Below are 18,792 nucleotides of genomic sequence, written 5' to 3'. Positions count from 1 at the left end.
CCGACCCCTGGAAATGCGTCAAGCTGCCTTAGAGGCTGCAATTGTGCCTTCAGCTTGGCGGAGCTGGGGAGATTTCGCGCAGGAAGCCCTTCAAGGCGCGTCCGACGAACAAATGTCCGTTACTCTTCCTGGAACAGGCTGATCTGCTGCTGGGCGAGGTCTTTCGGTGCTTCAAGGCCGAGATGCCGCCAGGCATTGGCGGTCAGCACGCGGCCGCGCGGCGTGCGCTGGATGAAGCCCTGCTGGATCAGATAGGGCTCGATGATGTCCTCGATGGCGTCGCGCGGTTCCGACAGCCCAGCCGCGATCGTCTCGATGCCGACCGGTCCGCCGCCGAAGTTGCGGGCGATCATCGAGAGATACCGGCGGTCGAGCGCGTCGAGGCCGAGCCCGTCGACTTCCAGCCTGGTCAGCGCCTCGTCGGCAATGCGTTTGTCGACATGGCCGTTTCCGGCGACGGAGGCGAAGTCTCGCACCCGGCGCAACAGACGTCCGGCAATGCGCGGCGTGCCGCGAGCGCGGCGCGCGATCTCCAGCGCGCCGTCGTCACCGAGCGGCATCGAGAGGATGCGGGCGCCGCGGCGTACGATCTGCTCCAACTCCTCAACCGTGTAGAAATTGAGCCTGACCGGGATGCCGAAACGGTCGCGCAGAGGATTCGTCAAAAGTCCGAGCCGGGTTGTCGCCGCAACCAGCGTGAAGCGGGCGAGATCGATTTTGACCGAACGCGCCGCCGGCCCCTCGCCGATGATGAGATCAAGCTGGAAATCCTCCATCGCCGGGTAGAGGATTTCTTCCACCGCCGGATTGAGCCGGTGGATTTCGTCGATGAAGAGCACGTCGCGCTCCTCGAGATTGGTGAGCAGCGCCGCAAGGTCGCCGGCCTTGGCGATAACCGGCCCCGACGTAGAGCGGAAATTAACGCCGAGCTCACGCGCCATGATCTGCGCCAGCGTCGTCTTGCCGAGCCCCGGCGGGCCTACGAACAGCACATGGTCGAGCGCCTCGCCGCGGCTCTTGGCGGCATCGACGAAGACCTTGAGATTGGCACGCGCCGCAGCCTGGCCGACGAACTCGTCAAGCGACTGCGGCCGCAAGCTCTGGTCGGCATCCTCGCCGCGCTTGTCGGGGGCAATGAGACGGGGCGAAAGGCTCATGCGGTCTTCCTTGCATACAGCAAGGACCGGGACAAGCGCCACCTCACCGCGCCAGTTCCTTCAGGCCGAAGCGGATCAGCTTCGAGGCGTCCGCCCCTTCGCCGGCCGACTTTAGGGCCGCGGCCACCGCATTGGCGGCGATGTCGCGCGAATAGCCGAGATTGACCAGCGCCGAGACCGCGTCGGTGATGGGTGCTGCCGCCACGCCTTCGCCAAGCTCCTGCTTGAGGCTGATCGTGCCGGTGGCGGCGCCCGCATAGGCCGGCGCCTTGGTGCGCAATTCGGTGACGATGCGCTCGGCCACCTTCTTGCCGACGCCCGGTGCGCGCGACACCATGGCGATGTCGCGCAACGCGATCGCATTGGCGAGGTCGGGCGGCGCCAGCGTCGACAGCACGGCCAGCGCCACCTTGGCGCCAACGCCCTGCACATTGTTCATCAAAAGGCGGAACCACTCGCGCTCGAGCGGGGTCTGAAAGCCGTATAGCCGGATCATGTCCTCGCGCACATAGGTCTCGATGAACAGCACCACCGCCTCGCCGGGGGACGGCAGCGCGGCAAGCGTGCGCGCCGAGCAATGGGCGACATAGCCGACGCCGTGCACGTCCACGACGCAGGAATCCTCGTCGATCTCATCCAGCGTGCCCTTCAGCTTGCCGATCATGTCCTGGCCTTCATGGATGCGTTTCCGGAGAGACGATTTCGAGGTCGGGAAAATAGCTGCGATAGCGAGGAGCGTCGCGCGTCAATAGGCGGTGACCAGCTACGGCAGCATGAGCACCAATGAAAAAATCCGGCAAGGTCCGCTCTCGAACACCGCCGGCCCGCCGATAACGGGAATGTGCCACCCCAGCCAAGAATGCGGCTTCCCAGGGCAAAAACTCGCGATCCATTTCAAGCCTCTCGGCTGCTTTCCTCAGCATTGCTTCGGAAGCAACTAGGGGAGCAAGCTCGGACCAGACGATGCTGTTGATGACCAACGCGCCATCGCGTCGGCAGGAGATGATCGCGGACGAAGACCATTCCGTCAGCGGCCCAGCCGGACCCCAGACGTCAATGAGCACGTTTGTGTCAATCAACGTCGAGATTTTCACGTGGTCCCCTCAACCACTCCATGTACTCGTCCGTCGTCATGCCGCCCAAATTCAGCGTCCCCTCCATCTTGCCGAGGGCCTCTTTGAATTTGCGGGCAGCTTCCTCCTTCGAAATGTTTTCGTTGACGGCGACAAGCCGAGCGCCCTCGTCCGTAGCCACGAACTGGACCTCCGAACCCGGGCCTATGCCCAAGTGGTCCCTTATTTGTTTGGGGATCGTGACTTGCCCTTTGGTGGTCACACGCATGGTAATACTCCGAAGGTATTACTTATTGCGCAAATGAGAACAAGTCAAGAACACTACCCGGCCAGCGCCGCCATTCGGTAGGCGACGCTTTGACGGTGATGCGCATGACATATGGCGATGGCCAGGGCATCGGCGGCATCGTCGGTCTCGAACACCGCTTTCGGCATCAGCACTTTCACCATCATATGGATCTGCTTCTTCTCGCCGTGACCGACGCCGATCACCGCCTTCTTGACCGCGTTGGGCGCGTATTCCGCTACCGCCAGCCCGGCGCGCGCCGGCACCAGCATGGCGATGCCGCGCGCCTGGCCGAGCTTCAGCGTTGCTGTGGCATCCTTGTTGACGAAGGTCTGCTCGATCGCCGCCTCGTGCGGCATGGCCTGGTGCAGCACTTCGGCGAGCCCATCATGCAATTGGCAGAGCCTCGTTGCGAGCGGCGCCTTGTCGTCGGAACGCACGGTGCCGGAGGCGACGAAGCGCAGCGAATTGCCGAGGCTCTCGACGATGCCCCAGCCGGTGCGCCTCAGGCCCGGATCAATGCCGATGATGCGAATCGCTTCCCCCATGCGCCAAGTTTAACCGCGGCGCAGGGCGATGCCAGCGAATTGTGAACAAACCAGAAACGGCCTGTGCCGGGATGGGCTGCTTCGGAATTCGGTCCGACGAGTCCGTATGGCGGCGTTTTCAAGAACCGGTGCGGAGCTGACTTTAGTACACGAGCACCGGAAGCGCAGAAAACGGCGCCAGATAGCGATCAGAGCGAATTGTGGAGCAGCCTGTTAGCCGCGGGCGAAGGCCGTGTTCAGCAGGCTGATCTGATCGGAGACCGGGTTGGCGCGGCGGCCGGCGGCCGGCGTGTCGTTCATGGCGCCGCCGTAGATCTCCTCGTCCATGCGCTTCACCAGCGCCTGCAGGCGCAGCGACCGGCTCACCAGGTCCAGGAAGTCCTTTGGCAATTCGCTCCAGCCCAGCGCCTCGTCATGCGCGGAGGCGGTATCGAGCCGCACCTTGGATTTTTCCGAGGCGACCTGGTCGCGGGTCATCTCGCCGGAATTGGCCGCGCGCTGCAAAAGCAGCCAGGAGGCGACCTGCATCAGCCTCGTGGTAAGACGCATCGATTCGGCCGCATAGAGCGTCGCCGCCGTGCGCGACAGCTTCTTGGCTTCGAGCCTGCCTTTGCCGTCAAGATATTCGGCCGCCTGTTCGACCAGGCCCATGCCCTCCTGGTAAAGCGGCTTGAAGGATTGGGAGAAAACCCGGCGCTCCGCGAGCTTTATGGTTTTCGCGCTGCCCTTCGAAGGCTCGTTCATCGATACGCCCCTGCACTGCCGCAAGCCGATTCGGCATCCTTGCCGATACGGCCTGCACCCTTAAACGACTGAGGCTTGAAAATGCGCTTCGATGCCCATGAAGGCAAGCGCATGTTTAACAAACGGTTAACGCCGAGGCGCGCTGCCCGCCGGCGGCCAACGGGCAAAAAAAGAGCCGCGGATAAGGCGGCTCTCAGGAGTTTAACAGGGAGGCGTCAAACAAAGTGGCTCCAACCACTCGGTAAGAATCCAGACAAACTGGATGGGTCCTAGTAAACGCCTGTAAAGCTTAATGAAGCCTTAACGCCGCGCGGAATTTTTAAGCGAACGGACTTTTCCTGTGCCGGAACGGGACGGCTCGGCTCCCTCCCGCGCCATCAAGCCCTGGATGCACATGGCGGCGCCGAAACATCGGTCCCGCCGCCGCGACATCGTTTTGAAACACGCTCCGCGCTAAACGCCCGCTCCTCTCAATGGCTGGCGCAGTCGACGCCGCCACCAATCAAGAATGCAGGAGCACACCATGGACTGGTATTCGATCGTCAAATTCCTTCACGTCGTCTCGGCCATCCTGTGGGTCGGCGGCGGCTTCGTCCTGTTCCTGCTCGGCGTGCTCGCCGAGCGCGCCGGCAACATCCAGGACAAGCTGCAAGCGATGCGGGCGAGCGGCGAGCTCGGCGGCCGCTTCTTCGCGCCGATGTCGATGCTCACCCTGATTTTCGGCCTGATCATGTGCGGCTTCTGGGTCGGCTTTTCCGACCTGTGGATCATCATCGGCCTAGTCGGCTACGCCACGACCTTCTCGATCGGCATGCTCGTTTTCAAGCCGACCGGCGAGCGGATGGGGGCCATGGTCGCCAAGGAAGGCGTGACGCCGGCGGTTCTCGCCATCGGCCAGCGCATGATGCGCTGGGCGCGTTTCGACTACGCGGTGATGCTGGTGATCATCGCCGACATGGTGCTGAAGCCTACGCTTCACGACATCGGCATCCTCGCCGGCATGGTGCTGGTGATCGCGTCCGGCGCAGCGCTTGCGCTTGGCGGCGGCCGCCAGCTGGTGCCGAGCGCCGCTTGATCCTTCTGTGGCGGGCGGCCGGTGCGCCGCCCTGCCCGTTACATCAGGCCGGCAATACCGTCCCAGAGCAGCTTGAGCGCCACCACCGCCACCGTCGCGTATGTGAACGGGTAAAACACCTCCGGCCGCATGCGGCGCACCAGCCAGGCGCCGGCGATGGTGGAAAGCGGCGCCAGCGGCATCAGCGCAAACGATGCGGTGAGATTGGTGCTGTCGAACTGGCCAAGCGCGAAATAGGGTATGAGCTTCAGCGCGTTGGTAGCGGCGAAGAAGATCGCCGCCGTCCCTGACAGCACCTTCGGGTCGAGCCGGATCGGCAGCGCGTAGACCTGGAAGGGCGGGCCGCCGACGTGGGCGACGAAGCTGGTGAAGCCCGCAACGATGCCCCAGAACGCCGCAGCGATGCGGTTCGGCTCCACCTCGTGGTCGGCGCCGTGGCGAAACTGCAGATAGATCCAGCGCAGGACGAAGACCAGCGCGACCGCGCCGACGATCAGCCGCACCATTTCCTCCGTCACCAGGGCCGCCGTCAGCCAGCCGAGGCCGATGCCGATGACGGCGCCGGGCATCATGTCGACCAGCATCTTGCGATCATAGACGCCCCACCATGTCCACACCGAAACGATGTCCATCAGGCAAAGGATCGGCAGCAGGATGGCCGCCGCCTGCACCGGCGGGATGGCCAGCGCCATCAGCGGCACGCCGACGAAGCCTACGGCGCCGCCGAAGCCGCCCTTCGACAGGCCGACGAGGATGACCGCCGGAATGGTGGCGGCATAGAACCAGGGATCGCTGAGCAGGCCTGACATGGGAGATACGGCGACAAGAAACGGCTGGAGGATGGCGGGAGACTTGCAATAGACCACAAAGCGAAAGACCGCGATAGCCGAAGCGCCCCGCCAGCCGGTCGGCGCGATCAACTGTCCGTAATCCGGCCTGCCGAGTTTGCGGCTGGCGGCGGGCCATGCATAAGGTCACCCGCCCAGCATGAGGTTTGACGATGAGCGAAGTCCTGATCCGCCGCGCGGACAAAGCCGATCTTGCGGCGATCGTCGCGATGCTTGCAGATGACGCGCTTGGCCGCGCCCGCGAGAATGCAAGCGTGCCTTTGGTGCAAGCCTGTCAGGACGCCTTCGCGACCATAGACGGCAACCCGAACCATTTCCTGGCGGTGATGACGGACGGCGCCGAAGTCATCGGCACCTTGCAGATCAGTTTTATCCCGGGCCTGTCGTTGCAGGGCGCCTGGCGCGGCCAGATCGAGGCGGTGCGCGTCGCGGCGAGCCGGCGCGGAGGGCAGTGCCTGCTGGAATGGGCCATCGAAAGATGCCGCGAGCGCGGCTGCAGGGTGGTGCAACTGACGACCAACAAGAGCCGGCTCGACGCGCACCGCTTCTACGAACGGCTCGGCTTCAAGGCGAACCACATCGGCTACAAGCTGGATCTTTGACGCACCCGCGCCGGCGATGCCGCCGACCTCTCATCGCCGCGCCTGAACCAGAAGAAACATCGGCCGCTCGACCTCTTTGGCCAGTTCAGGCCTGGCGGCGATCTGCCCTTCAGTTGGACAGAATTCCTCCACGCGGCCGATGGTGAACCCGGCCTGGATCAGGTTGTTGAGCGTGGTGCCGAGTGTGCGGTGGTACTTCACCACGCCCTCGGAGAACCAGTCGGTCGTGCGCGGCCCTTCCACCAGATACTGATCGACGGGCCAGACGTTCCTTCCTGCGGCGTCCACGGACCAGCCCGGATTGCTTGGAGCCATGAAGATCGGATGCTCCGTCGAGAAGACGAAGAATCCGCCGGGGACCAGGGCCTGGTAAACCGTCGCGAACAGCCGCGCGGCATCGCTGACATAATGCAGGGCAAGCGAGCTATAGGCGAGGTCGAAGCGCGCCTTCGGCAGGCTGAGCTCGTCGAGGTCGACCCGCTCATAGGCTGTGGCTTCGTCGGAGCCGGCGGCGCGTGCTCGGGCGAGCATCCTTTCCGACAGGTCGAGGCCCAGAACCTCCTTGGCTCCGTGCGCCCGCGCCCAGCGGCAGAACCAGCCGAAGCCGCAACCGAGATCGACGATGCTTAGACCACCCACCTTCGGCAGCATGGCGCGCAGAACCGGCCACTCGGGCGCGCCGTCCAACCCTTCCACCGAACGATGCAGACGGCTGTAGCCCTCGAAGAAATCGGCCTTGTCGTAGATATTTTGCGCCATGCTCTTCCCGTGCTTTCGCTTGCTAACTTAGCGGTCGTTTCGTTAGCGTCCATCAGGAGCTTCAACAGGCCGTCTGTCAGTCCTTGAAGATTGGCGCAAGCCGCTGCTGCCGTGACGCTTTTCAGCGGCGATCTTCGCCCGCCTCCTGTTCAAGCCGGACGCTTTGCTCTATGCCGCAATGCCACCATGTTCGCCCGGCATAGGCGAAAACCGGGATCGAAGACCGATGAATGAAGCAACCCCGCCCAATCGCTGCCGAATCGTGCTGATCGCGCCGCCGCTTGTGACTCCCGAGCACATCTGCACCGCCTTCGACGGCGGCGACGTCGCCTCGCTGATCCTGCCCGAAAACGGCATGGATGACGCCGCCTTCCAGGCCTTCGCCGAGAAGATCGTGCCGATCGCGCAGGCCGCCGGCGTCGCCGTCATCATCGCCGGCGACAGCCGCATCGCCGGCCGCGTCCATGCCGACGGCATCCATGTCGAGGCAAACCGCCAGGAACTGGCCGAGACGATCGAGCGCTTGGCCGACAGGATGATGGTCGGGGCGAGCGGCGCCAAGACCCGCGACAAGGCGCTGGAGCTCGGCGAGGAGCGGCCCGACTACATGTTCTTCGGCCGCTTCGGCTATGACAACAAGCCCGAGCCGCACCACCGCAATCTCGCTCTCGGTGAATGGTGGGCGCAGATGATCCAGATTCCTTGCATCGTGATGGCCGGCTCCGAGCTTGCGTCGGTGCAAACGGTAGCGGCCACCGGCGCCGAGTTCGTGGCGCTCTCCAGCGCCGTCTTCGCCGACGGACTCGATCCGCGCGCGGCGGTCGCCGCCGCCAACGCGCTGCTCGACCAAACCGCGCCGCGCTTCGAGGACTGACGTGCGCTGGCCCCGGCTTTCCTTCGCGGCGTTGGCCGCTGCCTTGACGATCCAGGCGCCCGCTGCGCTGGCCGCCGAGACCCCGCCGGTGCCGCAGCCCAGACCGGACACGACCACACCCGACACGAGCGCGCCGGATACAAGCGCCCCTGCTACCGGCGCCCCGAATACAAGCATTCCGAATATAAGCGCCCCAAATACCAGCGCCCCGAATACTGGCGACCCGAATGCTGCCGCCCCGAATACTGGCGCGGCCCACGCCGATAAGCCGATCGAAACACCGCTGCCACAGCCGGCAACGCTTCAACCGCCATCGGCCGACACCATCAATCCCGATCGCTTCGGCGCCAAGCTCCCGGACGCTGCCTACGGCGCCTTCCAGCGCGGCCTCTACAAGACCGCCTACAACCTTGCCATGGTGCGGGCCAAGAACGGCGACCCCGCGGCGCAGACACTGGTCGCCGAGATCCTGTCGCGTGGGCTGGGCGTGCCGCTCAACGCGGCAGAGGCCGCGAAATGGTATGGGCTCGCCGCCGAGCAGGGCGTGCCGGAAGCGCAGTTCCAATATGCGCTGATGCTGCTCGACGGACGCTATGTGAAGAAGGACGCCAAGGAAGCCTATGCGCTGATGCAGGCCGCCGCCGAGGCGGGCAACCGCCTGGCCCAGTTCAACTTCGCCCAATTGCTCGTCCAGCAGGATCCGGGCGATGCCGGCATCGCCAAGGCGGCTGTGTATTATGAGCGCGCCGCCAGTACCGGCCTTGCCGACGCCGAATATGCGATGGCGCAAATCTACGCCAACGGCGCCGGCGGCAAACCGCGCGACGACGCCAAGGCACGCACCCTGCTGGCGCAGGCCGCCCGGCAGAACTACGACACCGCGCAACTTGACCTCGCCGCATGGATGATCGAGGGGCGCGGCGGCGATCGCGACCTGAAATCGGGCTTTGCCTGGATGAGGCGCGCGGCCGAAGGCGGCAATGTCGCCGCCCAGAACCGCCTCGCCAAACTCTATATGGGCGGCATCGGTACCGACCCCGATCTGATCCTGGCCGGAGCCTGGTATATCGTCGCCCGGCGCGCCGGCCTGATCGACCCGCAGATGGACGATTTCCTGCAGGGCCTCGACGACGGTCAGACCAAGCAGGCGCTGCAGAGGGCGAACCGGCTGCCCTGAAAAAAGACGGCTCACGGCAGCGGCCATCTCCATGAGCGTTCGCGACGCCCTCCCTTGCCACTCAATGCGATTTGTGGTCTTGGAGGCGCCAAAGCGCGCTCCGCGCCAAAAATCTCATTCCGGATCAGTTCAACATGGCCAAGATCAGTGGCAGCGAAATCCGTCCCGGCTATGTCATCGAGCATGACGGCGGCCTCTGGGTCGCGGTCAAGACCAACACCGTGAAGCCCGGCAAGGGCGGCGCCTACAACCAGGTCGAGCTGAAGAACCTGATCAACGGCACCAAGCTCAACGAGCGCTTCCGCTCGGCCGAGACCGTCGAGCAGATCCGGCTGGAGATGAAGGATTTCTCCTTCCTTTACGAGCAGGGCGACGCGCTGGTTTTCATGGACACCGAAAGCTACGAGCAGCTCGAACTGAACAAGGATTTCGTCGGCGAGCGCGCCGCCTTCCTGCAGGACGGCATGATGGTCACGGTCCAGCTCTACGAGGAGCGGCCGATCGGCATCTCGCTGCCCGACCAGGTGACGCTGACCATCATCGAGGCCGACCCCGTGGTGAAGGGCCAGACGGCGGCGTCTTCTTACAAGCCTGCAGTGCTGGAAAACGGTGTCCGCGTCCTGGTGCCGCCCTTCATCTCGGCCGGCGAGCGCATCATCGTCGACACCAACGAGATCACTTACGTGCGTCGCGCAGAATAAAACGGCCAACACAGGAAGAAGAAGAATGGCGCGTTCCGCTCTCCTCAATGTCATGGTCCAGGCCGCGATGAAGGCCGGCCGGTCGCTGTCGCGCGATTTCGGCGAGGTGCAGAACCTGCAGGTCTCGATGAAGGGGCCTGGCGACTATGTCAGCCAGGCCGACCGCAAGGCCGAAGAGATCGTCTTTACCGAACTGTCGAAGGCGCGGCCGGGCTACGCCTTCCTGATGGAGGAGCGCGGCGCCGTCGACGGCGAGGACGGCCAGCATCGCTGGATCGTCGACCCGCTCGACGGCACCACCAACTTCCTCCACGGCATCCCGCTCTTCGCGGTCTCGATCGCGCTCGAGCGCCAGGGCCAGATCGTCGCCGGTGTCGTCTACAATCCGGCCATGGACGAGCTCTATACCACCGAGCGCGGCGGCGGCGCCTTCATGAACGACCGCCGGCTGCGCGTCGCCGGACGCGCCAAGCTCACCGATGCCGTGATCGGCTGCGGCGTGCCGCATCTTGGGCGCGGCCAGCACGGCAATTTCCTGATCGAGTTGCGCAATGTCATGGCCGAGGTCTCCGGCGTCCGCCGCCTTGGCTCAGCCTCGCTCGATCTCGCCTATGTCGCGGCCGGCCGCATGGACGGGTTTTGGGAAACCGGCCTTTCGGCCTGGGACATCGCCGCCGGCGCCCTGCTCATCCGTGAAGCGGGCGGCTTCGTTTCGGATATGGATGGCGGGCAGGACATGCTGGAGGCCGGCTCCATCGTCGCCGGCAACGAGCTTATCCAACGTGCGCTCTTGAGGACGGTAAAGAAGCCCCTGGCTGCGCGCTGAAGCGCGCCTATCGCATCACCCCGAAATCGGGAATCGATTTCGCTGATCTCCGTTTCGGAACAGATAAGCGCAAATCAAAGGGCTGCAGCCTCCTTTGCGCGTCGAAAGGACGCGCGGCGCGCTCGTCGCAAAACCGCAACCGAAGCTTGAAATACTGATCCGCGACTGCCCAGATTATGGTTGCAGGATCATTCATGAACGACGCTCGCGCAAATGCAACGATCGAAATCCCCTTTGTCGGCCGCTGGCACTATTCGCGCGCCGAGATGATCGCCGATGGCATCGTCCATGCTGTGGGCATCGTGCTGGCGATCGCCGCCGGCTCTGCCTTCCTGGCTTTAGCCGCCTTCCATTCCGGCCCGGGTGAGTATGTCGCCGCCGTCTTCTACGTTGTGTCGCTGCTCACCGTGCTGTCGGTATCGCTGGCCTATAATTTGTGGCCGATATCGTGGCCGGCGAAGTGGATCCTGCGCCGCTTCGACCATGCCGCGATCTATCTGCTGATCGCCGCCACCTACACGCCTTTCCTGGCCCAGCTCCAAACGTCCGCGCTTGCCGTGCCGATGATCGTTATCGTGTGGAGCGCGGCGGCACTGGGCATCGCCATCAAGATGTTCCTGCCTGGACGCTACGACCGGCTGGCGATCCTCTTCTATCTCGCCATCGGCTGGAGCGGCGTCGTGCTCGCCGGACCGCTGGTCGCGACTCTGCCGCCAGCCTCCGTCATGCTGCTGGTCGCGGGCGGCATCGTCTATTCATTGGGCGTCATCTTCTTTGCCTGGAAAGGCCTGCGTTTCCACAATGCCGTCTGGCATGGCTTCGTCGTCACCGGCGCCGGGCTGCACCTGGCCGCCATGGTCGACTGTCTGGTCATCAGCCGTTTTTGAAACGACCCGCGCGGGGCGATATTGTCAAGCACCATTCAATTTGGTCACAATTCCGTTTAGAGTCGCGGCAATTCTGCGGCGGGTGGCATCGGAAACGGGGCACGGATGGCTTTTCTCAGATCCTTCGGCAGGCGCTCGGATGTCCTGGTCTACGATCCGCACAAGCTGTCGAGCCCGCAGGTCTTCCTGCTCACGATGGTGATCTTCCTGGTCATCGTCGCCTTCATCGCCGCCATCCTCACCCGCCAGATCTCCACCGCCTTCTCCAGCAACCCCGGCCTCAACGGGCTGATCATCGGCGTGCTCGCCGTCGGCATCCTGCTCGCCTTCGCCCAGGTCGGCCGGCTGTTCAGAGAGGTGCGCTGGGTCAACTCCTTCCGTGCCGGCTCCGAGACCACCGAGCCGGTGCTCCTGGCGCCGATGAAGGCGATGATCGGCCGCTCGTCGACGATCGCCTTCTCGACCTCTTCGATGCGCACCATGCTCGATTCCATCGCCACGCGCCTCGATGAAAGCCGCGACACCTCGCGCTATCTTGTCGGACTGCTGGTGTTTCTTGGCCTGCTCGGCACCTTCTGGGGCCTGCTCAACACCATCGCCTCCATCCGCGAGACGATCGAGGCGCTCGACCCCGGCAGCGGCGATGCCGCCGCCGTGCTTGACGCGCTGAAGCAGGGCCTGTCGGCGCCGCTCGCCGGCATGGGCACGGCCTTCTCGTCCTCGCTGTTCGGCCTCTCCGGCTCGCTGGTGCTCGGCTTCCTCGACCTGCAGGCCGGCCGCGCCCAGACCCGCTTCTACACCGAGCTCGAGAACTGGCTGTCCTCGGTCACCGATCTCTCGTCCGATATCGTCGTGTCGGAATCGGCGCGCGCCGAGCCGTCGGAGGAGATCCGCCTGCTGTCGGAACGGCTGCGCAGCCTGCAGGAGAACGGCGGCGGCTCCAACCCGCGCGTCGCCACCGCCATGGCCAACCTGGCGGACGGCATTTCCGGGCTGGTCAAGAACATGCGCTCGGAGCAGCAGATCATGCGCGACTGGGTCGAGGCGCAGTCGGACGAACAGAAGGCGATGCGCAACACGCTGGAAAAGATCGCTGACGCCCTGAAGAAGACCGGAGTGCACTGACGTGGCGCTGGCAAGGAGGCGCGCCGATCGCCGCATCGACTACTGGCCCGGCTTCGTCGACGCGCTGTCGACGCTTCTGCTCGCCATCATGTTCCTGCTGACGGTCTTCGTGCTGGCGCAATTCCTGCTCAGCCGCGAAATCTCCGGCAAGGACACGGTGCTCAGCCGCCTCAACTCGCAGATCAACGAGCTGACGCAGTTGCTGGCGCTGGAGCGCTCGAACAGCCAGGACAAGGAAGATACGCTCGCCAATCTGCAGGCCTCGCTGTCGGCGGCGGAGGCGGAAAAGAGCCGCCTTCAGCAATTGCTGGAACAGGGTGCCGGCGCCGGCGACGCGGCCAACAAGCGGGCGGACGCGCTGTCCGGCGAACTCAGCAACCAGCGCCAGATCAGCCAGCAAGCGCTGAGCCAGGTCGAGATCCTCAACCAGCAGATCGCGGCACTGCGCAAGCAGATCGCGGCGCTCGAGGACGCGCTCAACGTGTCCGAGCAGCGCGACCGCGAGTCCAACACCAAGATTGCCGATCTCGGTCGCCGCCTGAACGTGGCGCTGGCGCAGCGCGTCCAGGAACTCAACCGCTACCGTTCCGATTTCTTCGGCCGGCTGCGCGAGATCCTCGCCGACCGCGAGAACATCCGCATCGTCGGCGACCGCTTCGTCTTCCAGTCGGAAGTGCTGTTCCCGACCGGCTCCGACGAGATCAACGATGCCGGCAAGGTCGAGATGAAGAAGCTCGCCGATGCCGTCATCGAGCTGCAGAGGGAAATCCCGCCCGAGATCAGCTGGGTGCTGCGCGTCGACGGCCACACCGACAACAAGCCCTTGTCCGGCACCGGCCGCTATCGCGACAACTGGGAACTGTCGACGGCCCGTGCGACCTCGGTGGTGAAGTTCCTGATCGAGAACGGCGTGCCGGCGAACCGGCTGGTAGCCGCCGGCTTCGGCGAATTCCAGCCGCTCGATCCGGCCGACACGGATGAGGCGCGCAGCAAGAATCGCCGAATTGAACTGAAGCTCACCGAACGTTGATCCGGCATCACGCGAACTCACGCGAATTTGTTCGCGGGCTCAACTCTAGCGCGCAGAGGCTCTCCGGCAAGGCCTGAAAACATTATCTTTTTTTAATTACACTCGGCGACTTGGCGGCCCTAGTTTGCTGCGCAGGGCCGGGAACCGCCGGCGATGCCTCCCATCGCGACGCGACGGAACCGGACGGCCCACTAGCTCGGAAGCGGAGCGGGATGGCCGCTCCTTCCCCAGCAGGAGGACGCGCCGTCATGCGCGCTTTAACATCTCTCAAGACTGCAACTCTCGCCGCGGTTCTGATCGCCGCCCCGCTCGCCGGCGCCTACGCCGCCGGACATCACAAGGGCGCTCTCGACGCAACCGATCCAACCGACTTCACCGGACCGCGGGTGACCAGCCTGATCGAGCAGGTCCAGGGTGTGGATCAGGGCATCGCCGACGCGCGGCAAGCAAACGACATCTCGGCCTCGGAAGCGCAGCAACTGCATATGCGCGCCGCGCACATCAGCCAGGTGGCCGAGCACGTAGCCGCTTCGGATCACGGCAGGATTCCGGCTGCGCAATATCACGACCTGCTGCGCCGTCTCGACAATGTCGACCAAAAGCTGAGAACCGATACCGGCAGCGGCTTCCTGATGGGCGACGGCGCCGACGGCGGTCACTATCCGAACGGCTGAGCGGTTTCGGTCCGCGACTGCCGTTTCGAGACCAGGAAGGGACGATCTGGCGCCCGAGGGACCTGGCCCGAGGGCGTCCTTTTTTCAGTCACCGGCCGAGCCAAAGCGCGATAATGGCAAGCACCGCGGGCAGCGTCTGGATGACCAGGATCTTGCGGCCGACGGTCGCCCCGCCATAGAGGCCGGCGACGGCAACGCAAAGCAGGAAGAACATCTTGATTTGGAAGCCGCCGGTGCCGAGATAGAGCCCCCAGATCAGGCCTGTCGCAAGAAAGCCGTTATAGAGCCCCTGGTTGGCGGCGAGCACTTTCGAGGCGCTGGCGAAGTCCGGCTTGAGGTTGAACGCCTTGTGGCCGCGCGGCGTGTCCCACAGGACCATCTCCAGATAGACGATGTAGCAATGGATCAGCGCCACCAGCCCGGTCAGGATATTGCCGATCATTGTCCCCTCCGCTCGTTGGCCCCAACCTTTGATCACGTAGCGCTGTTGCAAGGCAAGATGGGCTGATCCGGAACGGGCGGATCAGGGTTGCCAAGCTGCGCGCCTTGGTATCTTTTCGCGCCAACCCCTTTGCAGCCGGAAACCATCCATGTCCTTCCAAAAACTCGATCAACTCGGCCATAGGCTCGAAGCGCTGGAACATGCGCTGGCCATTCTCGGCGCCGATGAGGCGACCCACATGGCTGTTGGCGGCGGCGAGAAGCGCGCCGAGGCGATGTCGGCCCTGGCCGGCATGCTGCACGCCCAGGCTACCGCGCCGGAGATCGGCGACTGGATCGCCGCCGCTGAAGCCGAACCGCTGAACGACGAGCAGCAGGCTGCGGTGAGGGAACTGCGCCGGCAATACACCAACCTCACCTGCCTGCCGGTCGAATTTGTCGAGCGCCAGACGACGGCGCGCATGCGCTCCGAGCAGCTCTGGCGCGACCTGCGCGCCAAGAATGACTGGGCGGGCTTCCTGCCGGCGCTGGAAGGCGTCGTGGCGCTGGTGCGGGAAGAAGCGGCGCTGCGCGCCGAGGCCCTCGGCCTCGCCCCCTATGACTCGCTGATGGAGCAGTACGATCCGGGCAACCGCGCCGCCGACATCACGCCGGTGTTTGTCGAGCTGAAGGCTTTCCTCAAGGATTTCCTGCCGCATGCGCTGGCGATGCAGGATGCGCGGCTGGCGAAGCACGCGCTCAAGCCGCTCTCCGGCAGCTACGCCGTCGAGAAGCAGCGCGAGCTTGGTCTTGCCATGATGGCGGCGGTCGGCTTCGACCTCACCCATGGCTCGCTTGCGGTGTCGCACCATCCCTTCTGCGGCGGCGTGCCGACCGATGTGCGCATCACCACCCGCTACAAGACTTCCGATTTCCTGTCGGCGCTGATGGGAGTGCTGCACGAGACCGGTCACGCGCTTTACGAACAGAATCTGCCGAAAGCCTGGTCGCACTGGCCGCTCGGCAAGGCGCGCGGCATGGCCGTGCATGAGAGCCAGAGCCTGTTCGTTGAGAAGCAGATCGGCCGCAACCCCGCCTTCTGGCGCTGGGCGCTGCCGGTTGTCGAGAAGCATCTCGGCGAAGCCTGGTCGATCGACGACATCCTGCCGCATGTCCATCATGTGGAACGCGGCTTTATCCGCGTCGACGCCGACGAGGTCACCTATCCGCTGCATGTCATCCTGCGTTACGAGCTCGAGCAAGAGCTCGTCTCAGGACGGCTGGAGGCGGCCGACCTGCCCGAGGCCTGGGATGCCAAGACGCGCGACTATCTCGGCCTGTCGACCATCGACAACCCGGCCGACGGGCCGATGCAGGACGTGCACTGGCCGGGCGCCGCCTTCGGCTATTTCCCGTCCTACACCTTGGGGGCCATGATGGCGGCACAGCAGTGGGCCGCCTTGACCAGGGAGCATCCGTCAGCCGACGGAGATCTCGCCAAGGGCGACTTCAGCGCCATCAATGAGTGGCGACGCGACAAGATCTGGTCGCAGGGCTCGCGCTGGTCGACGCCGGACCTGCTCGAGCGCGCCACCGGCGAGAAGCTCAACGCCGTTTACTTCACCGAGCACCTGCGCAAGCGCTACGGCGACTGATAGCGCCTGCCGGCGGCGCTACTCCGCCGCGCCCTTGAAGGCGCTCGCTCCGGTCTCGAACTGCAGCTTGGCGAGCCGCGCATAGGTGCCGCCCTTGGCGACAAGGCTCTGATGCGTGCCTTCCTCGACGATGCGTCCGCCGTCCATGACTAGGATCCGGTCGGCCTTGAGCACCGTCGCCAGCCGGTGGGCGATCACGATGGTGGTGCGGCCGCGCATCAGCCGCTCCAGCGCCGTCTGCACCAGCGTTTCGCTTTCGGCGTCGAGCGCCGAGGTCGCCTCGTCGAGCAGCAGGATCGGTGCGTCACGCAGAATGGCGCGGGCGATCGCCACGCGCTGGCGCTGGCCGCCCGAAAGCGTCACACCGCGCTCGCCGACCTGGCTGTCATAGCCCTTTTCAAGCTTGCCGATGAATTCGTCGGCAAGCGCCGCCTTTGCCGCCGCCTCGATCTCGGCATCGCTGGCGCCCGGCCGGCCGAAGCCGATATTGTCGGCAGCACTGGCCGCGAAGATGGTGACGTCCTGCGCCACGATGGCGATGCGCTGGCGGATTGCGGCCGGATCGGCCTGGCGCAGATCGACGCCGTCGATGACGACACGGCCGCTCTCCGGATCGTAGAAGCGCAGGATAAGCGAGAAGACGGTGCTTTTTCCCGCGCCCGAAGGACCGACGATCGCCACCGTCTCGCCGGGCTTCACCTGGAAGCTTAGCCCATGCACGGCGGCCCGGTCCGGCCGCGCGGGATAGGAGAAGGAGACATCGTCAAAGCTGATCGCGCCCTTGGCCTTGGCCGGCAGCGGCTGTGGATCGGCGGGCGCCTGAATGGCGGGCTTCTCGGCCAGGATCTCGGTCAGACGCTCGGCGGCGCCCGCCGCCTGCGACAGCTCGCTCCACACTTCCGACAGCGCGCCGAGCGCGCCGGCGGCGAACACCGAATAGAGCAGGAACTGGCCGAGCGTGCCGGCCGACATCGTGCCGGCAAGCACGTCGCGCGAGCCGAACCAGAGCACCGCCACCACCGATGAAAAGATCATGAAGATGGCGAAGAAGGTGAGAAAGGAACGGGCGAAGACCGACGTGCGCGCCGCCTCGAAGGCGGCCTCGACGGCGGCCGAGAAGCGCCCCGTCACCAGCTTCTCGTTGGTGAAGGCCTGCAGCGTGCGCACGGCGCCGATCTGCTCGCTGGCATAGGCAGTGGCTTCCGCCAGCGTATCCTGCGCCAGCCGCGACTTGCGCCGCACCGAACGGCCGAAGGCGACGAGCGGCAGCACGATCAGCGGGATGGCGGCCAGTACCAGGCCGGAGAGTTTCGGGCTGGTGAAGACCATCATCGCCACGGCACCGACGCCGAGGATGAGATTGCGCAGCGCGACCGATGCCGTGGCGCCGACCGCCGACTTCACCTGCGTGGTATCCGCGGCAAGCCGCGACACGATCTCGCCCGACTGCGAGCGATCGAAAAAGGCCGGCGAGAGCGTCGTGACATGGGAGAAGACATCGCGGCGGATGTCGGCGACGACCCGCTCGCCGAGCGTGATGACGAAGTAGTAGCGGCTGGCGGACGCCGCCGCCAGCACTGCCGCCATCAGCACCAGCGCGGCGAAATACTCGGCAATGAAGGTAGTGCCCGCCGCCTGGAAGCCGTGATCGATCATGCGCCGCACGGCCATCGGCAGGGCCAGCGTCGTCCCTGCCGCGACGATCAGCGATATGATCGCTCCGACCGCCAGTTTGCGGTACCGCATGACGTACGGAAAAAGGTTCCTGAGCGGCCGGACCGAGCGCCTGCGCTCGTCACCACTGACACCGATATCCGCCATGAGCGTTTCCTCTGGCCGCGTGTTCGTCATGCGCTTCAATATGCGCCTGCCGCGGCCTTGTGATTCAATTCCGGCTGATGTATAGGCTCGCCGACCGTTTTAGAAGCCGTGGCTTTTCATTAGCTGCGGCTTCGAGTTTTAAAAAGGGGCGCATCGACGCAGGCCATCGGCCCGTCACCAGCGCCGGCAAGCCAGGAACACGACAATGAAGGCCGATATCCATCCCGACTACCACACCATCAAGGTCGTCATGACCGACGGCACCGAATACCTGACCCGCTCGACCTGGGGCAAGGAAGGCGACACGATGAACCTCGACATCGACCCGACCACGCACCCGGCCTGGACCGGCGGCCAGCAGACCCTGCTCGACCGCGGCGGCCGCCTGTCGAAGTTCAAGAAGCGTTTCGAAGGTTTCGGCCTCTAAGCCTTTCTAGAGCGTCGGACCATCAGATTGAATCGCGAAGGATTCCGCTGATGTAAGGTTTGTGATTCACTTCCTTGTGGAGG

22 protein-coding genes are annotated in these 18,792 nt (G+C 64.7%); 12 read left to right on the top strand and 10 right to left on the bottom strand.

The annotated features are described in order from the left end of the window. Nucleotides 1-119: 119 nt before the first annotated feature. The 6 genes from ruvB to CK218_RS16945 all read right to left on the bottom strand — a co-directional run bounded on the left by ruvB (nt 120) and on the right by CK218_RS16945 (nt 3,808). Nucleotides 120-1,157 carry a Holliday junction branch migration DNA helicase RuvB gene (ruvB, locus tag CK218_RS16970; protein WP_067002199.1) on the bottom strand — a complete coding sequence of 346 codons (1,038 nt, stop codon included), beginning with the start codon at nt 1,155-1,157 and terminating at the stop codon, nt 120-122. A gap of 43 nt (nt 1,158-1,200) precedes the next feature. Beyond that, a complete protein-coding gene (ruvA, locus tag CK218_RS16965; RefSeq protein ID WP_095778095.1) occupies nt 1,201-1,821 on the bottom strand; it encodes a Holliday junction branch migration protein RuvA in 621 nt (206 codons plus the stop codon). 10 nt (nt 1,822-1,831) lie between these two features. After that, nucleotides 1,832-2,251, bottom strand: a complete 420-nt coding sequence (locus tag CK218_RS16960; RefSeq protein ID WP_082980671.1) for a type II toxin-antitoxin system VapC family toxin — start codon at nt 2,249-2,251, stop codon at nt 1,832-1,834. Beyond that, complete coding sequence (locus tag CK218_RS16955) at nt 2,229-2,498, bottom strand: AbrB/MazE/SpoVT family DNA-binding domain-containing protein (protein ID WP_095828345.1); 270 nt, start codon at nt 2,496-2,498, stop codon at nt 2,229-2,231. Before CK218_RS16955 ends, CK218_RS16960 begins: the two co-directional genes overlap by 23 nt. Nucleotides 2,499-2,551: 53 nt before the next feature. Then, nucleotides 2,552-3,064 (bottom strand): crossover junction endodeoxyribonuclease RuvC, encoded by a 513-nt coding sequence (gene ruvC / locus CK218_RS16950; protein ID WP_067001770.1) that lies wholly within the window; start codon nt 3,062-3,064, stop codon nt 2,552-2,554. Nucleotides 3,065-3,277: 213 nt separating this feature from the next. After that, nucleotides 3,278-3,808, bottom strand: a complete 531-nt coding sequence (locus tag CK218_RS16945) for a DUF1465 family protein (protein WP_095828344.1) — start codon at nt 3,806-3,808, stop codon at nt 3,278-3,280. 523 nt (nt 3,809-4,331) lie between these two features. On the opposite strand from CK218_RS16945, the gene CK218_RS16940 reads away from it, so the two are divergent. Continuing rightward, nucleotides 4,332-4,883, top strand: coding sequence for a DUF2269 family protein (locus tag CK218_RS16940; RefSeq protein WP_095799969.1), 552 nt, complete (start codon nt 4,332-4,334; stop codon nt 4,881-4,883). Between the two features lie 38 nt (nt 4,884-4,921). Here the strand turns inward: CK218_RS16940 and CK218_RS16935 are convergent, their stop codons facing one another. After that, nucleotides 4,922-5,692, bottom strand: coding sequence for a sulfite exporter TauE/SafE family protein (locus CK218_RS16935; protein ID WP_095828480.1), 771 nt, complete (start codon nt 5,690-5,692; stop codon nt 4,922-4,924). Nucleotides 5,693-5,883: 191 nt separating this feature from the next. Between CK218_RS16935 and CK218_RS16930 the strand changes: the two genes are divergently transcribed. Further along, nucleotides 5,884-6,333, top strand: coding sequence for a GNAT family N-acetyltransferase (locus CK218_RS16930; protein ID WP_095828343.1), 450 nt, complete (start codon nt 5,884-5,886; stop codon nt 6,331-6,333). A gap of 30 nt (nt 6,334-6,363) precedes the next feature. Here CK218_RS16930 and CK218_RS16925 read toward each other — a convergent pair whose 3' ends face one another. Then, nucleotides 6,364-7,092, bottom strand: coding sequence for a class I SAM-dependent methyltransferase (locus CK218_RS16925; protein WP_095828342.1), 729 nt, complete (start codon nt 7,090-7,092; stop codon nt 6,364-6,366). Nucleotides 7,093-7,318: 226 nt separating this feature from the next. Between CK218_RS16925 and CK218_RS16920 the strand changes: the two genes are divergently transcribed. The 8 genes from CK218_RS16920 to CK218_RS16885 all read left to right on the top strand — a co-directional run bounded on the left by CK218_RS16920 (nt 7,319) and on the right by CK218_RS16885 (nt 14,386). After that, nucleotides 7,319-7,966 carry a thiamine phosphate synthase gene (locus tag CK218_RS16920; RefSeq protein WP_095828341.1) on the top strand — a complete coding sequence of 216 codons (648 nt, stop codon included), beginning with the start codon at nt 7,319-7,321 and terminating at the stop codon, nt 7,964-7,966. Between the two features lie 184 nt (nt 7,967-8,150). Next, the gene (locus CK218_RS16915) at nt 8,151-9,143 is read left to right on the top strand and encodes a tetratricopeptide repeat protein (protein ID WP_245425996.1); all 993 of its coding nucleotides are present in this window, start codon (nt 8,151-8,153) and stop codon (nt 9,141-9,143) included. Nucleotides 9,144-9,277: 134 nt separating this feature from the next. Next, nucleotides 9,278-9,844, top strand: a complete 567-nt coding sequence (efp, locus tag CK218_RS16910; protein WP_095828479.1) for an elongation factor P — start codon at nt 9,278-9,280, stop codon at nt 9,842-9,844. A gap of 25 nt (nt 9,845-9,869) precedes the next feature. Next, nucleotides 9,870-10,670, top strand: a complete 801-nt coding sequence (locus tag CK218_RS16905; protein WP_095782578.1) for an inositol monophosphatase family protein — start codon at nt 9,870-9,872, stop codon at nt 10,668-10,670. A gap of 194 nt (nt 10,671-10,864) precedes the next feature. After that, nucleotides 10,865-11,557 carry a hemolysin III family protein gene (locus CK218_RS16900; protein ID WP_179294528.1) on the top strand — a complete coding sequence of 231 codons (693 nt, stop codon included), beginning with the start codon at nt 10,865-10,867 and terminating at the stop codon, nt 11,555-11,557. Between the two features lie 105 nt (nt 11,558-11,662). Then, nucleotides 11,663-12,682 (top strand): MotA/TolQ/ExbB proton channel family protein, encoded by a 1,020-nt coding sequence (locus tag CK218_RS16895; protein WP_067001748.1) that lies wholly within the window; start codon nt 11,663-11,665, stop codon nt 12,680-12,682. 1 nt (nt 12,683) lies between these two features. Further along, nucleotides 12,684-13,712, top strand: a complete 1,029-nt coding sequence (locus CK218_RS16890) for a peptidoglycan -binding protein (protein WP_067319478.1) — start codon at nt 12,684-12,686, stop codon at nt 13,710-13,712. Nucleotides 13,713-13,960: 248 nt separating this feature from the next. After that, nucleotides 13,961-14,386, top strand: coding sequence for a hypothetical protein (locus CK218_RS16885; RefSeq protein ID WP_067001742.1), 426 nt, complete (start codon nt 13,961-13,963; stop codon nt 14,384-14,386). Between the two features lie 88 nt (nt 14,387-14,474). Here CK218_RS16885 and CK218_RS16880 read toward each other — a convergent pair whose 3' ends face one another. Further along, complete coding sequence (locus CK218_RS16880; protein WP_095782580.1) at nt 14,475-14,828, bottom strand: DUF1304 domain-containing protein; 354 nt, start codon at nt 14,826-14,828, stop codon at nt 14,475-14,477. Nucleotides 14,829-14,976: 148 nt separating this feature from the next. Between CK218_RS16880 and CK218_RS16875 the strand changes: the two genes are divergently transcribed. After that, nucleotides 14,977-16,461: a carboxypeptidase M32 gene (locus CK218_RS16875; RefSeq protein ID WP_095828339.1), complete on the top strand. Its 1,485-nt coding sequence runs from the start codon at nt 14,977-14,979 to the stop codon at nt 16,459-16,461. An 18-nt stretch (nt 16,462-16,479) separates the two neighbouring features. On the opposite strand, the gene CK218_RS16870 is transcribed toward CK218_RS16875, so the two are convergent. Next, the gene (locus CK218_RS16870) at nt 16,480-18,282 is read right to left on the bottom strand and encodes an ABC transporter transmembrane domain-containing protein (RefSeq protein WP_095778197.1); all 1,803 of its coding nucleotides are present in this window, start codon (nt 18,280-18,282) and stop codon (nt 16,480-16,482) included. Nucleotides 18,283-18,487: 205 nt separating this feature from the next. Here CK218_RS16870 and rpmE point away from each other — a divergent pair, with 205 nt between their 5' ends. Further along, nucleotides 18,488-18,709, top strand: coding sequence for a 50S ribosomal protein L31 (rpmE, locus tag CK218_RS16865; protein ID WP_040974396.1), 222 nt, complete (start codon nt 18,488-18,490; stop codon nt 18,707-18,709). Nucleotides 18,710-18,792 lie beyond the last annotated feature (83 nt).

Source organism: Mesorhizobium sp. WSM3879 (genome assembly GCF_002294915.1).
Classification (GTDB): domain Bacteria; phylum Pseudomonadota; class Alphaproteobacteria; order Rhizobiales; family Rhizobiaceae; genus Mesorhizobium.
Note: the sequence above shows the minus strand (reverse complement) of the source record. Positions and strands in the feature narration are given on the sequence as shown.

What these genes read in the sequence shown, in the direction of transcription:
- CK218_RS16930 (WP_095828343.1), top strand. Translation starts at nt 5,884, where the DNA reads ATGAGCGAAGTCCTGATCCGCCGCGCGGACAAAGCCGATCTTGCGGCG.
- CK218_RS16955 (WP_095828345.1), bottom strand. Translation starts at nt 2,498, where the DNA reads ATGCGTGTGACCACCAAAGGGCAAGTCACGATCCCCAAACAAATAAGG.
- CK218_RS16880 (WP_095782580.1), bottom strand. Translation starts at nt 14,828, where the DNA reads ATGATCGGCAATATCCTGACCGGGCTGGTGGCGCTGATCCATTGCTAC.
- CK218_RS16945 (WP_095828344.1), bottom strand. Translation starts at nt 3,808, where the DNA reads ATGAACGAGCCTTCGAAGGGCAGCGCGAAAACCATAAAGCTCGCGGAG.
- CK218_RS16870 (WP_095778197.1), bottom strand. Translation starts at nt 18,282, where the DNA reads ATGGCGGATATCGGTGTCAGTGGTGACGAGCGCAGGCGCTCGGTCCGG.
- CK218_RS16905 (WP_095782578.1), top strand. Translation starts at nt 9,870, where the DNA reads ATGGCGCGTTCCGCTCTCCTCAATGTCATGGTCCAGGCCGCGATGAAG.
- ruvB (WP_067002199.1), bottom strand. Translation starts at nt 1,157, where the DNA reads ATGAGCCTTTCGCCCCGTCTCATTGCCCCCGACAAGCGCGGCGAGGAT.
- CK218_RS16885 (WP_067001742.1), top strand. Translation starts at nt 13,961, where the DNA reads ATGCGCGCTTTAACATCTCTCAAGACTGCAACTCTCGCCGCGGTTCTG.
- CK218_RS16875 (WP_095828339.1), top strand. Translation starts at nt 14,977, where the DNA reads ATGTCCTTCCAAAAACTCGATCAACTCGGCCATAGGCTCGAAGCGCTG.
- CK218_RS16940 (WP_095799969.1), top strand. Translation starts at nt 4,332, where the DNA reads ATGGACTGGTATTCGATCGTCAAATTCCTTCACGTCGTCTCGGCCATC.
- efp (WP_095828479.1), top strand. Translation starts at nt 9,278, where the DNA reads ATGGCCAAGATCAGTGGCAGCGAAATCCGTCCCGGCTATGTCATCGAG.
- rpmE (WP_040974396.1), top strand. Translation starts at nt 18,488, where the DNA reads ATGAAGGCCGATATCCATCCCGACTACCACACCATCAAGGTCGTCATG.
- CK218_RS16920 (WP_095828341.1), top strand. Translation starts at nt 7,319, where the DNA reads ATGAATGAAGCAACCCCGCCCAATCGCTGCCGAATCGTGCTGATCGCG.
- CK218_RS16925 (WP_095828342.1), bottom strand. Translation starts at nt 7,092, where the DNA reads ATGGCGCAAAATATCTACGACAAGGCCGATTTCTTCGAGGGCTACAGC.
- ruvA (WP_095778095.1), bottom strand. Translation starts at nt 1,821, where the DNA reads ATGATCGGCAAGCTGAAGGGCACGCTGGATGAGATCGACGAGGATTCC.
- ruvC (WP_067001770.1), bottom strand. Translation starts at nt 3,064, where the DNA reads ATGGGGGAAGCGATTCGCATCATCGGCATTGATCCGGGCCTGAGGCGC.
- CK218_RS16900 (WP_179294528.1), top strand. Translation starts at nt 10,865, where the DNA reads ATGAACGACGCTCGCGCAAATGCAACGATCGAAATCCCCTTTGTCGGC.
- CK218_RS16935 (WP_095828480.1), bottom strand. Translation starts at nt 5,692, where the DNA reads ATGTCAGGCCTGCTCAGCGATCCCTGGTTCTATGCCGCCACCATTCCG.
- CK218_RS16895 (WP_067001748.1), top strand. Translation starts at nt 11,663, where the DNA reads ATGGCTTTTCTCAGATCCTTCGGCAGGCGCTCGGATGTCCTGGTCTAC.